Source organism: Paenibacillus sp. N119s (assembly GCF_059447605.1).
Genome location: NZ_JCAJRU010000019.1, coordinates 22,101 through 34,658, shown reverse-complemented (window position 1 = coordinate 34,658; position 12,558 = coordinate 22,101). Strand labels below are relative to the sequence as shown.

Annotated in this window: 9 protein-coding genes and 2 riboswitches; of the genes, 5 read left to right on the top strand and 4 right to left on the bottom strand. The window is 44.7% G+C overall.

The features are described 5' to 3' along the window. Positions 1 to 218 precede the first annotated feature (218 nt). On the top strand, positions 219 to 983 hold the full coding sequence (locus AC5V8P_RS04565) for an exodeoxyribonuclease III (RefSeq protein WP_063212207.1): 765 nt from the start codon (positions 219 to 221) through the stop codon (positions 981 to 983). A gap of 112 nt (positions 984 to 1,095) precedes the next feature. Here AC5V8P_RS04565 and AC5V8P_RS04560 read toward each other — a convergent pair whose 3' ends face one another. Then, the gene (locus AC5V8P_RS04560; RefSeq protein ID WP_064797468.1) at positions 1,096 to 2,442 is read right to left on the bottom strand and encodes a GH1 family beta-glucosidase; all 1,347 of its coding nucleotides are present in this window, start codon (positions 2,440 to 2,442) and stop codon (positions 1,096 to 1,098) included. A gap of 484 nt (positions 2,443 to 2,926) precedes the next feature. On the opposite strand from AC5V8P_RS04560, the gene AC5V8P_RS04555 reads away from it, so the two are divergent. After that, positions 2,927 to 3,967 carry a LacI family DNA-binding transcriptional regulator gene (locus tag AC5V8P_RS04555; protein WP_063212203.1) on the top strand — a complete coding sequence of 347 codons (1,041 nt, stop codon included), beginning with the start codon at positions 2,927 to 2,929 and terminating at the stop codon, positions 3,965 to 3,967. A gap of 86 nt (positions 3,968 to 4,053) precedes the next feature. Here AC5V8P_RS04555 and glpK read toward each other — a convergent pair whose 3' ends face one another. After that, positions 4,054 to 5,547, bottom strand: a complete 1,494-nt coding sequence (gene glpK / locus AC5V8P_RS04550) for a glycerol kinase GlpK (RefSeq protein ID WP_064797467.1) — start codon at positions 5,545 to 5,547, stop codon at positions 4,054 to 4,056. 31 nt (positions 5,548 to 5,578) lie between these two features. Continuing rightward, positions 5,579 to 6,403, bottom strand: a complete 825-nt coding sequence (locus tag AC5V8P_RS04545; protein ID WP_064797466.1) for an MIP/aquaporin family protein — start codon at positions 6,401 to 6,403, stop codon at positions 5,579 to 5,581. A 316-nt stretch (positions 6,404 to 6,719) separates the two neighbouring features. Between AC5V8P_RS04545 and AC5V8P_RS04540 the strand changes: the two genes are divergently transcribed. Beyond that, positions 6,720 to 8,201, top strand: a complete 1,482-nt coding sequence (locus tag AC5V8P_RS04540) for a PTS transporter subunit EIIC (RefSeq protein ID WP_064797465.1) — start codon at positions 6,720 to 6,722, stop codon at positions 8,199 to 8,201. A gap of 170 nt (positions 8,202 to 8,371) precedes the next feature. Here AC5V8P_RS04540 and AC5V8P_RS04535 read toward each other — a convergent pair whose 3' ends face one another. After that, positions 8,372 to 9,790, bottom strand: a complete 1,419-nt coding sequence (locus AC5V8P_RS04535) for an alanine/glycine:cation symporter family protein (protein WP_196771886.1) — start codon at positions 9,788 to 9,790, stop codon at positions 8,372 to 8,374. A 146-nt stretch (positions 9,791 to 9,936) separates the two neighbouring features. Beyond that, a riboswitch (glycine riboswitch) is annotated at positions 9,937 to 10,032 on the bottom strand. A gap of 18 nt (positions 10,033 to 10,050) precedes the next feature. Continuing rightward, positions 10,051 to 10,127, bottom strand: a riboswitch (glycine riboswitch). Between the two features lie 235 nt (positions 10,128 to 10,362). Between AC5V8P_RS04535 and AC5V8P_RS04530 the strand changes: the two genes are divergently transcribed. Together AC5V8P_RS04530 and licT are read left to right on the top strand one after the other, a co-directional pair. Next, the gene (locus tag AC5V8P_RS04530; RefSeq protein WP_063212197.1) at positions 10,363 to 11,334 is read left to right on the top strand and encodes a LacI family DNA-binding transcriptional regulator; all 972 of its coding nucleotides are present in this window, start codon (positions 10,363 to 10,365) and stop codon (positions 11,332 to 11,334) included. 232 nt (positions 11,335 to 11,566) lie between these two features. After that, positions 11,567 to 12,415, top strand: a complete 849-nt coding sequence (gene licT / locus AC5V8P_RS04525) for a BglG family transcription antiterminator LicT (RefSeq protein ID WP_064797464.1) — start codon at positions 11,567 to 11,569, stop codon at positions 12,413 to 12,415. The last annotated feature ends 143 nt before the right edge of the window (positions 12,416 to 12,558 follow it).

The window sequence follows — 12,558 nt, the reverse complement described above, 5'->3', positions numbered from 1 at the left end:
GGACGTATAGCCGAAGCTTCCTATTTAGGAAGCTTTTTTTTATTTTCTAGCAAATAAGCCCCCTATAACATTGAAACCTATCATCGTATTACAACCTATTTTATGTAGAAAAGGCTGTTTTCGTCGTGCTGTTCGAGCGCTTGTCTGGGACAGCCTTTTTAATCGAAGGTATACCATTACACCGCTTGATCGCGTGGAGTAGTAAGGAGTTTAATCAAATGAAATTAATATCTTGGAATGTAAATGGTTTAAGAGCCTGTGTAAACAAAGGATTTTATACTTATATAAAAGAAACGAATGCTGATATTTTCTGCGTACAGGAAACGAAACTTCAAGAAGGGCAAATTCTCATGGAGAACATGGAGGAATATTCACAGTACTGGAATTACGCTGAGAAAAAAGGATATTCCGGCACGGCTGTTTTCACCAAAATCAAGCCGCTCTCTGTGCATTATGGGCTTGAAGAAAATGAAGAGCCAGAGGGTCGAACGATTACACTGGAATTCGAAAAATTTTATCTTGTCAATGTATACACACCGAATACGAAACGGGACTTATCCCGATTGCCATACAGGCTGGAATGGGAAGACCGTTTTCGCAACTATCTGCAACAACTAGACACTCTGAAGCCTGTCATCATTTGTGGAGACCTGAACGTGGCTCATCAGGAGATCGATCTCAAGAATGCCAAAGCCAATTACGGAAATGCCGGCTTCACGCCCGAGGAACGAGACCGTATGTCACAGCTGCTTGCCGCCGGATTTATAGATACCTTCAGATATTTGTATCCTGATCGGACGGATGTTTATTCCTGGTGGTCCTATATGCCAAAGGTAAGGGAACGGAATATCGGCTGGCGGATTGATTACTTCCTCGTCTCGGAGCGGCTTCGTCCGCAATTAATAGATGCAAGTATCGATTGCCATATTACAGGCAGTGACCACTGTCCTGTCATATTGGAATTGCAAGATTTTTCTGCATAGATCCCCTGCCTGACGCAAAGATTTATAAAACAAAAAAGCCGTCATGCTCTGCTTTACAGCATGACGGCCTACATAAATTGAAGCTATTGCTAACTTGCATCTGGTTTTCTGTTTAAAACCCGTTCTTCGCCATCATTCGCTTGAACCATAGCGCACTTTGTTTGGGGGTCCGTTCCTGCGTCTCGTAATTGATATGTACAATACCAAAACGCTTGCTGTATCCCCAGGCCCATTCAAAGTTATCAAAGAAAGACCAGACAAAATAACCCTTGAGCTGACCTCCCTCCCGGATAAAGCGGTGACATGCCTTTAAATGCTCTTCAATATAGCGCTGACGCCCGGTATCCTCAATCTGTCCATTCACCAGTTCATCCTTCATCGCTGCTCCATTTTCCGTAATCAGAATGGGTAGGCCCTTGCTAAAATCCTTCTCAATCCTCGTCAGCAGCTTATATAAGGATTCAGGGTGAATCTCCCATCCCATGTCTGTTACTGGCTCCTCCATGTGAACCTGCTCTACTTGCAGCAATGAGGCGTCGTTAGTTGCTCGAATGATACTGCGGGTATAATAGTTAATGCCTACAAAATCTCCCGGTTGCTGAATCAGTTCCAGATCACCAGGCTGTACAAAATCCAATCCATTCAGATACGTTCCGTACCATTCCACCATATCTTCAGGATACTTTCCGTTAAACAATGGCTCAGCAAACCAACGATTAATAAAGCCATCCCTTCTGGCGGCAGCAGCTACGTCCTCGGGTCGCTCGGAAGCAGCATCCACATGTTCCATGTTTAGCGTAATGCCAATTTTACCTGTTAATCCTTTTTCCTTATGCAAATTGATCGCAATCCCATGACACATCAAAATATGATGGGCGGCAGTAAAGGCCTCGCTCCAGTTCTCATGACCAGGGGCGTGCTCTCCTGTACCATATCCCAAAATAGAGGCGCAAAAAGGCTCATTTATCGTATTCCACCATTTTATTCGCTCGCCAAATCGGTCCATAATTACAGAGGCATACATTTTAAAATGTTGGATAATCTCTCGCTGCATCCATCCACCTTCGTCCTCAATCCACTGTGGTAAATCCCAGTGATACAGCGTCAGCATTGGAATTAACCCAACCGACTCAAGCTCATCCAGCAGATGCTCATAGAAGAGCAGTCCTTCTTCGCTAACCACGCCGGGCGCGGGCATAATGCGTGGCCAAGCCACAGAAAAACGATAATGTAAAAAGCCAAGCTGTTTCATTAATTGCACGTCTTCTTTAAAGCGGTGAAAATGGTCACAAGCCACATCTCCACAATCCCCTTCGATCACCTTCCCGGGTATTTGGCAGAAAGTATCCCAAATAGAGGGCGTTCTGCCGCCCTCATTTGTGCCACCTTCAATTTGATAAGAAGAGGTTGAAGTTCCCCACATAAATGTGGCAGGAAATACAAAGGTATTTTCGCTCATAATCGATACCTCCCTTTAGAAATCAAGACTTCACAGCTCCGGCTATTACACCGCCGACAATAAAGCGCTGGAGGAAAATATACAAAATAACCAGGACTAGTGTAACAATCAGGATACCGCAAGCAAGCGGCGGCTAACACTAAAATTGAAGCGATTACAATGAGTGATGAAAGCCATGACTTTTCAGCATTGCAAAATCCCCGTTGTAATCTTGGAATAAATGCATTTACTTTTACGAAATCGGTTTAGTTAATTACAGCTACTATTATGTATCGAATAGCCTGTATTTGTAAATAGCGTTTTATAAATTATTATAAAAACATAAAACAACGTTAAATTATCGTTCTTACTCCTGAAAATATTTGAATATATCCTTGAATAGCTTTGTTGACTCTTTTCTATGAGGTAGCATAGAATACGATTAATCATTGAGTTTGAAGTACAAAGTCAATTTAACTAAATCAGTTTAGTTGCGGAGGATTCCATGAATATAAAAACCATAGCTAGTATGGCAGGCGTTTCAGTAGCAACGGTTTCGAAAATCATAAACAATTACACAGATATCAGTGAGGAAACCAGGCAGCGAGTCCTTAAAATCATGGAGGAAACAGGCTATAGACCCTCCTCCTCGGCTAAAACGCTTGCTACCAAAAAATCCAATCTGGTAGGCGTTATATTCGCTGGCAAGCTGAATGTCGATTTTAGTCATCCTTTTTTTGTGGACATCATTAATGTTTTTAAAAAGCAGATTGGCTTGCTTGGTTACGATCTGCTGTTTTTTTCAAATGAGAAATTTCTCGATAATGGAGAGGACTATTTAGCTCGCTCGAAATATTTTTCGGTGGACGGTTGTATTATTATTGCTGGAGACGAAGTGGAGAAAAGTGTTTTTGATCTCGACGCCAGCCCCATCCCCTGCATCGGCGTCGATATTGAGCTGACTGGGGCCAGTTCCTGCTACATCATGTCCGACAATCAGAAGATCTCCATGAAGGTTGTTGAGCACTTTTACATGAATGGATACCGCGAGATGGGTTTTATAGGCATTGAACGCCCCTCCTTGGTTATCAAACAGAGAGAGGAAGCGTTTATCGCTTCACTAAAGCGGTTTAGTCTTGATGTAAGACCCGAATGGATCGTATATGGTAAGGACTATGCGGCAGAGGATGGGTACCAGATCGCAAAGGCGTGGATACAGCAAGGAGATTTACCAAGAGCTATTTTTGCGGCTACCGACCTGCTGGCCTTTGGCGCCATCCGTGCTTTCAAGGAAAGCGGCTTAAGGGTACCCGAGGATATCGCCGTAATAGGATGTGATGATATTGAAGCCTGTCGTTATACCGATCCTCCACTGACGACTGTAAAACAAGACAAGCAAAAAATAGGCCGTCTAGCCGCTATGGTACTGTTTGACCTGATGAACAAACAAATGAATACGAAATGTATTAAAGTAGAGCCCGAACTAGTCATTCGCACCTCCTGCGGAGCCCAGCAAAATTGGAACCATACGAGGGTCGAGGGATAGCACATACCTTAAAAAAGGTGACTCCTGTTGAATTCAGAAGTCACCTTTTTGCAGTTTAAAGATCTAAAGCCCTTTCGTTTAAGCTGCTACTTGTAGGCCATCGTTGCCTTCACAGCCTTTTTCCAGCCTTCGTACAGGCTTTCACGTGTTGCTTCATCCATCGTAGGGGTAAAGGAGGTTTCCACCCTCACCCGCTTACGAAGTTCATCCATACTCTTCCAATATCCAACAGCCAAACCTGCTAGGCATGCAGCACCCAATGCTGTTGTCTCATGGATAACTGGTCGTTCTACCGTCGCATCCAGAATATCACTCTGGAATTGCATCAGGAAATTGTTCAACACGGCTCCTCCATCTACACGCAATGTCTTCACCGCAATACCTGAATCTATCTCCATGGCGGTAAGCACATCTTTGGTCTGATAAGCGAGTGACTCCAAGGTGGCACGAATAAAATGCTCCTTCGTCGTCCCCCGCGTCAGACCGAACATCGCTCCACGTACCTCGCTATCCCAGTAGGGGCTGCCCAAGCCGACAAAAGCGGGTACAAGATACACCCCTTCTGTAGAGGAAACACGGGCGGCATAAGGCTCACTGTCCTTCGCCTCACGGAACATGCGCAGCCCGTCTCGCAGCCACTGGACCGCGGACCCCGCAACAAACACACTCCCCTCGAGCGCGTATTGTACTTTGCCTTCTTCCAGTCCCCAAGCAATGGTCGTGATCAGACCGTGTTTGGATTCAACAGGCTGATCCCCTGTATTCATGAGCATAAAGCAGCCTGTGCCATAAGTGTTTTTGATCATTCCTTTTTCGTAACAAGCCTGACCGAACAAGGCTGCCTGCTGGTCGCCTGCTGCACCCGCGATCGGTACATTCTGACCAAAAAAATGATAATCCACGGTGTGCGCATATACCTCGGAAGAAGGCCTTACCTCAGGCAGCATGATTTTCGGAACCCCCAGAATGTCCAGCAGCTCTTCATCCCACTTGAGCTCATAAATGTTGTACATCAGCGTTCTCGCTGCATTGGAGTAGTCCGTTACATGAGCCTTTCCGCCGGATAGCTTCCAGATTAGCCACGAGTCAATCGTACCGAATAACAAGTCACCTCGTTCCGCCTTTTCCCGCGCGCCTTCTACATGATCCAGGATCCACTTTACTTTAGTGCCTGAAAAATACGGGTCGATCAATAGCCCTGTTTTGCTGTGAAACAACTCCTCATGCCCTTGTCGCTTCAATTCATCACAAATATCCGAGGTTTGACGTGATTGCCATACGAGTACGTTATACACGGGTAATCCTGTATTTTTGTCCCACACGGCCACTGATTCCCGCTGATTAGTAATGCCGATGGCAGCAATTTGATTTGCTTTTACACCGGATTCGGAAAGACAGGAGGCAATAACGCCCAGAATAGAACTCCAGATTTCATTCGCATTCTGCTCTACCCAGCCGGGGTGAGGAAAATATTGCGGAAATTCCCGCTGGGCTGAGTACACCACATCTCCTTCGCTATTGAACAAAATCGCTCTTGAACTTGTCGTTCCCTGGTCTAGTGACAAAATATATTTTTCCATATTCATCTCTCCCCGTGTAAATCCATCGTTTTTACGCTGTAAGCTTGTGATCGATTTTATGATTTTTATAAGTACGACTGATGCGGAAGGTAATCAAAAGTACCACCACGATGACCCCTAATAAAATCCAGAAAGCCGGGGTTACACTCCCCTTAAAAACGGCCTGATAAAATGGCCCTGCGAAAGATCCCCCCAATAACGGTCCTACAATAGGCACCCATGCATATCCCCAGTTGGAAGCTCCCTTCCCGGGAATCGGTAGCAAATAATGCATCAGACGCGGTCCAAAATCCCTCGCTGGATTGATGGCATAGCCCGTTGTGCCTCCAAGGGATAACCCGATACTGACAACCAAAAAACCAACAATCAGCGGTTTCAAACCGTCTGTAAATGAATTGGCACCAAACGACAGTAAAGCAAGAACAAAGATAAAAGTAGCTATCATTTCACTAAGCACGTTGGCAAACGGATGATCAATAGCTGGTCCTGTCGCAAATACACCGAGCTTGGTTGCCGTGTCCTCTGTCTCTTTCCAGTGGGGCCAATAGTGTAAAACGACGATCACTGCACCTGCCATGGCTCCAAGAAGCTGGGCCACAATATAGCCGGGAACATCCTGCCATGGAAAACTACCCTGAAATGCCAACGCGAGTGTAACTGCCGGATTCAAATGCGCTCCGCTGATTTGACCGACCGCATACACTGCAATAGCTACCGCAAGCCCCCATCCCATTCCAATTACAATCCAGCCGGAAGCGTGAGCAAATGACTTTTTCAGGGACACCCCTGCGCACACTCCGCCACCTAGGGCAATGAGAATCATTGTCCCTATGAATTCGGCTGCGTATGGCGACATACAACCAACCTCCTCAATAGATCATCCGATTCTGATCGTTTTCATCGCGCAAAAAAGGAAAGCCATCACAAACCAACCCTGTGCTGTACCATGGGATGTCTGCGTGGCTCTCTTGTCTCCGTCACGATTATTAACTTAAATTTGATATTATATAAGCATGTAAGCGATGTCAACTACGGATTTACGTCTTCTCATATTCTAAAATAATCGTTGACCATGTTAGACTGCCCGATTTATGATGTGAAAAAATGGCTGAATGTAAAGATTTCAGGATGAATACGACACTCCCAAACTTGATGAAGAAGGGAAGAATGTTATGCTGAAATTTCTGCAAAAAATCGGAAAGTCGTTAATGCTTCCAGTGGCTACCTTACCCGCCGCAGGGATTTTGCAAGGGCTAGCTCTCATTAATTATGAAACGGACATTCCACTTGGTTCTGGAATCGGTGGATTTCTGAATCATTATGTCACTCCTTTTCTGAACGAAGGGGCGGGTGCAATCTTCGGCAACTTGGCGCTCATTTTCTCCATCGGTGTTGCTATTGGTCTGGCAGGTGATGCGGTAGCCGCACTTTCGGCAGTCATTGCCTATTTGGTGCTAACCCGTATTTTGGCAGCAGTACCGGGTATATTTGCGTATATTCCCGACGATGTCAAACTGGATATGGGCGTATTGGGCGGTATTTTTATCGGCGGATGGTCTGCTTTTTTATTCAAAAAATATCACAATATTCAACTTCCAGACTGGCTTGGATTTTTTTCAGGCAAACGTTTTGTACCCATGATTACAGCCTTTACGACCATGATTCTGGCCATTCTGCTCGGCATGATCTGGAGTCCGATACAAGATGGAATTGCAGCCTTCGGCAACTGGATAGTCGGCTTTGGCGGAGTCGGATCCATGGTGTTCATGATTGCCAATCGACTACTGATCCCGCTCGGTCTGCACCATGTGTTGAACTCAATCGCATGGTTTCAAATTGGTGACTATACCAATGCAGCAGGTGAAGTCGTTCATGGTGACCTGACGCGTTTTTTTGCAGGCGATGCATCGGCAGGTATGTTTATGTCTGGCTTCTTCCCCATTATGATGTTTGCTCTGCCAGCAGCGGCTCTCGCATTCATCCATACAGCTAGGCCGGAAAAACGTAAAGCGGTCGCTTCCATTTTCATCGGTTCTGCGCTGGCATCGTTCCTCACTGGAATTACTGAACCCCTCGAATTTTCGTTTATGTTCATTGCGCCATTACTTTACGGCGTTCATGCTCTGCTGACAGGGCTAAGCGGTCTGGTCGTATACCTACTAGATGTCAAGCTTGGCTTTTCTTTTTCAGCAGGACTCATTGACTATCTGGTCAATATGAAGCTCTCCACCCACCCATTGCGAATGATCCCAATCGGGCTTGTCTTCGCCTTCGTTTATTACTTTCTGTTCCGCTTCATCATTCTCAAATTCAACCTAAAGACTCCCGGGCGTGAAGACGATATAGATGATGATCTCCTGTCTAAGACTAACGAATCCGTACCTGCTGGAAAGGCGAGCACCTCATCCAACACTCCGTCCAGTCAGGCAGACAAGATCCTAGCCTATCTCGGCGGTTCAGATAATATCCAAAGCATTGATGCCTGTATCACGCGGCTACGCCTTGTCGTCAAAGACGACAAAGCGGTTAACGATCAAGCTCTTAAGCAGCTCGGAGCATCGGGGATCATCAGATTGGGGAACGGTACCCTGCAGGTTATTTTCGGTACTCGGTCCGAAGCTCTGAAAGATGAGATACAACGATTAATGTCATAAGCTAATCCCCTGACTTAAACACGTGCGATCTTCCTATAACAGAAGTTGTTCTCCGGCTGCCATGTAATCATCCCACGTACGGATAGAGGATGATATTCCTCATGTTGGCGATAACATTCAAAAGGGAGTACCCTCAAGCCTGTGATGGCTGAGAGCACCCCTTTTAGTATTTATGAATTAACTGTTTGTCCTTTTTCTTCTACTTGGATAGCAGCCCCTACATTGGCACCTGCAAGAATCCCTTTTTTCTTATTAGGATACAAAGTATTCATATAAGTGCGAGTTTCGGCGACTACAATTCCTGACAAGCCGAGCAATGCAATCAGGTTCGGAAAAGCCATCATTGCGTTAAAAATATCTGCCAGCAGCCAGATGGCATCGAGCTTGATGAACGCGCCTCCGGCAACCAGTATAATAAACAGATAACGGTATGGTTTAATCCACTTGACCCCAAGCAAATATTCAACACAGCGTTCCCCGTAGTAGTTCCAGCCAAGTATCGTTGTGAACGCAAATAAAATAAGGCTAATCGTCACGAGCTCTGCTCCAGCCGGAAAGGCACTGGAAAACGCATGTTGAGTCATCAGACCTCCATCATCATTTCCACTCCATATTCCCGTAACCAGCAATGTAAATCCTGTCAAATTACAAATAATCATCGTATCGATAAAAACGCCCGTCATGGATATTAGCCCTTGTTCTGCGGGCCATTTTGTCTTAGCTGCTGCTGCTGCGATTGGCGCACTTCCCAAACCGGCTTCATTTGCAAAGATCCCTCTGGCAACTCCGCTTCGCATTGCCAGCATAATCGTGGCTCCGGCAAAACCACCCGCCGCAGATGTTGTCGAGAAAGCCCCTTGTAATACTAGCGCGATCGCATGAGGAAGCTCTCCTGCAAACTTAATGAGTACGATTAAACAAACCACGATATAGAGCCCCGACATGAATGGAACAATCTTTGTGGATACCTTGGCGATACTTTTGAGTCCTCCAATCGTAACAACAGCCGTCAACACTGAAATAATGATTGCTGTAACTACTGTTGGCACGCCAAAGCTACTCTCCGTAGAAGAAACGATAGCCTTTACTTGCGGAAAAGTACCGATTCCAAATAATGCTACAAGAATACCAGAAAAGGCAAACAACATCGCCAGCGGCTTGAAACGGCGGCCAAGCCCGTTTTCAATATAATACATCGGACCACCCGAAAATTGTCCGTTCCGGTCTTTAACACGGTATTTAACGGATAATAACCCTTCCGCATATTTGGTTGCCATCCCGAAAAAAGCTGCAACCAGCATCCAGAATAATGAACCGGGCCCACCCAATTTGATCGCTGTTGCGACACCGACGATACTTCCTGTACCTACAGTAGCTGCGAGTGCCGTACTCAATGCTCCAAAGCTACTGACATCCCCGCTGCCTTCGTCCGGCGCTTTACCAATTAGCTTGAGCGCTAAAGGCAATCGAATAATCTGAAGCATCTTCAGACGGATCGTTAGCCACAACCCAGTGCCCATGACGAGAATTAGAAGCGGCGCTCCCCACATCCAACTGTCAATCGTTTCCAATAAATGTACCAAATTCATTTCAACCCGCTCCTCCAGCATATTAAAAAACAAAAAAGAGTCAAATCCGTTGATTCGACTCCTGGAGAGGTTAAAGGCACGAAAAATAAACCAATTTGTACAGGATTTTATCTCTAAAAAGCCTAGAGTATTCCCTGTCACAGGTTATTCGCGTCTCTGTCCTTTTGCCTGAGAGTTTAAGCAGATGTTATTCTGCGGTGCACCTTCGGCGCCCAATTAAGGGTCTCTCCAGAGTTCTGTCCGTTTACGGTCCCCGCATATTGCTGTAACCAGCCTTAGCACCTGAGAGTTTTGCCCCTTCGGTCGGAATTTTCATTCCATCTCCCGCAAACATCAACCAGACATATGAAATTTTTATTTATTATACAGAAAACTTTCAGCTTATTACAAGTGAAAAATTTGTGAAGTCCAACGATAAACTTACAATCCTTGAATCAATATCTCCCGGCAACCGTTCTCCTTTGAAATGCATTAATAGATGCTTTAAAATAGACGTAATGCCCTCATGAGCATCCTAATTGTTGTAACGCGTTTCATATCAAGTATTTTTTTCTTATGTGAGGAGAAGCATCATGTCGAATCTTGATCAAATTGCAAAACTGGCGGGCTTTTCCAAGGCTACGGTATCCAGAGTGTTAAATCAGTCCCCACATGTAAGCCAAGAAACCAGAGCTAAAATATTAAAAATCATGCAGGAGCTGGATTATGTTCCTAATCGAAATGCGATTTCTCTATCCAAGGGTCAGACGCTCCAGATTGGCATCATTACTTCAACTATTAATGAAATTGTTCTGGCCTTTCTGGACAGCTTTGTGGAAATCGCTGGACAATATGAATTCCAAACCATTATTTATACTTCGGGAGAAGACAAGAAGAAGGAGCTTCAGGCTTTCGAGGATTTAAAAAGAAAAAGAGTCGATGCGCTGGTCATCATTTCCTGCGTGAATGACACTGATTTTTTGAGTACCTATTGCAAATATGGCCCCATTGTGGCCTGGCAACGAATGGAGCATACTGATATTCGTTCCGTCGCTATGGATCAGTATGAAGGATACATGCTAGCACTAAAGCATTTGATACAAAAAGGCTATACTCGTATAGCCAATGCCTTTGGTCGTCCAAGCAGCATTAATACCCACAGTAGACAACGAGCTTATAAGCAGATCATGAATGAGCACAATCTGCCAGTGCGGCCGCATTGGAACTATTCTTCTATTTATAACATTCGTGATGGCGAACAGGTCGTACGTAATTTGTTACAGCATCGGGAGGCATTTCCGGAGGCTATTTTGTGTGCTAACGATTATGTAGCCGTGGGCATTCTCTGCGAAGCGCGCAGACAAAAGCTGAGGGTACCGGAAGATCTGGCGATTGTTGGGTTCGATAACACGGAGCTGTCGCACACCATGGGAATTACAACGGTTCAAAATCCCATTATGGCTCAGGCGCAAAATGCTTTTTTCATGCTTTCCCCTGAGCTGATTGGACGCCAGATGAAGCTTCATTCGCTGGAATACAGTCTCATTGAGCGTACGACCACTTAAGGGTCAGTTGACTTGCAAATTAGGCAATTGGGCCTTGATATGAAATATTTTTTGTCGAAAGAGAATAAAAAATGTTGAAATCGCTTTTTTTTGTGCTACAATAGCACTATATCGAAGGATTGTGACCGGTGATGCGGGCAATGCCTGAGTTCAATTGAGTGCTATTGCTAACAATAGTATTGAATTGTGCTTGGGCATTTTTTATTGGTAAAGGATGGGAGGGGGAACTTCAATGATTATTGAGAAGGTGCTCAATAACAACGTCCTGTTGACTAAAAACGATAAAGGCAAAGAGGTCATCGTCATGGGAAGAGGTATTTCCTTCAAAAAAGTGGCTGGCGACCCAGTCGATGATCATAAAATAGATAAGATTTTCATGTTAAATGAAAACGAGTTCACGGCCAAACTAACCGAGCTGCTGAACGATATTCCCGTATCTCATCTGGAGGTCGTGAATGAAATTGTCACCCATGCAGCAGAGGTGCTGGATACGGAGTTAAGTGATAACATTTATTTAACTTTGACCGACCATATTCATTTTGCCATACAGCGGGAAGAAAAAGGATTGGCACTCAAAAACGCGATGCTGTATGAAATTAAACGCTTTTACAAAAAAGAGTTTGCAGTTGGACTGGATGCTCTGCAAAAGATTGAAAATACGCTCGGTGTAAAATTGGGCGAAGATGAAGCTGGATTTATCGCATTGCATATGGTGAATGCCCGGATCGACGGTAACGAGATGCAGGCCACGCTGAAAATGACTGAGATTGTCCAACATATATTAAACATTATTACGTATCATTACGGGATTGTGCTGGATGAGACTTCTTTTAGCTATTCGAGATTTTTGACCCATTTGCAATACTTTGCAATGCGAGTGATTCGCAAAGAGGTCATTTACAGTGGTGAAGAATTTTTGTACAACCAGGTAAAGCAAACCTATACCGAAGCTTTTGCGTGTGCCCAAAAAATTAATGAATACCTAGAAAAAACATATGATCAATATTTAAGCAAGGATGAATATGTATATCTGACGATTCACATTCATCGGGTAACTGAACGTAATAACATTTCAGGCTAAAAAACTTCATATCCTCATCGTTCATGGATTGTGACTGGTAAGGCAGGCAAAACCTAAACTGATGGTGAAATCGACATACCCTTGTAGGAGAAGTGCGTCGTTTTCACCACGAGTTTAGGTTTTTCTTGTTTACAAGGTGAAAA

Excerpts from the sequence above, each read along its gene's own strand:
- licT (WP_064797464.1), top strand. The coding sequence starts at position 11,567 with ATGATTATTGAGAAGGTGCTCAATAACAACGTCCTGTTGACTAAAAAC.
- AC5V8P_RS04530 (WP_063212197.1), top strand. The coding sequence starts at position 10,363 with ATGTCGAATCTTGATCAAATTGCAAAACTGGCGGGCTTTTCCAAGGCT.
- AC5V8P_RS04565 (WP_063212207.1), top strand. The coding sequence starts at position 219 with ATGAAATTAATATCTTGGAATGTAAATGGTTTAAGAGCCTGTGTAAAC.
- glpK (WP_064797467.1), bottom strand. The coding sequence starts at position 5,547 with ATGGAAAAATATATTTTGTCACTAGACCAGGGAACGACAAGTTCAAGA.
- AC5V8P_RS04540 (WP_064797465.1), top strand. The coding sequence starts at position 6,720 with ATGCTGAAATTTCTGCAAAAAATCGGAAAGTCGTTAATGCTTCCAGTG.
- AC5V8P_RS04545 (WP_064797466.1), bottom strand. The coding sequence starts at position 6,403 with ATGTCGCCATACGCAGCCGAATTCATAGGGACAATGATTCTCATTGCC.
- AC5V8P_RS04535 (WP_196771886.1), bottom strand. The coding sequence starts at position 9,790 with ATGAATTTGGTACATTTATTGGAAACGATTGACAGTTGGATGTGGGGA.
- AC5V8P_RS04555 (WP_063212203.1), top strand. The coding sequence starts at position 2,927 with ATGAATATAAAAACCATAGCTAGTATGGCAGGCGTTTCAGTAGCAACG.
- AC5V8P_RS04560 (WP_064797468.1), bottom strand. The coding sequence starts at position 2,442 with ATGAGCGAAAATACCTTTGTATTTCCTGCCACATTTATGTGGGGAACT.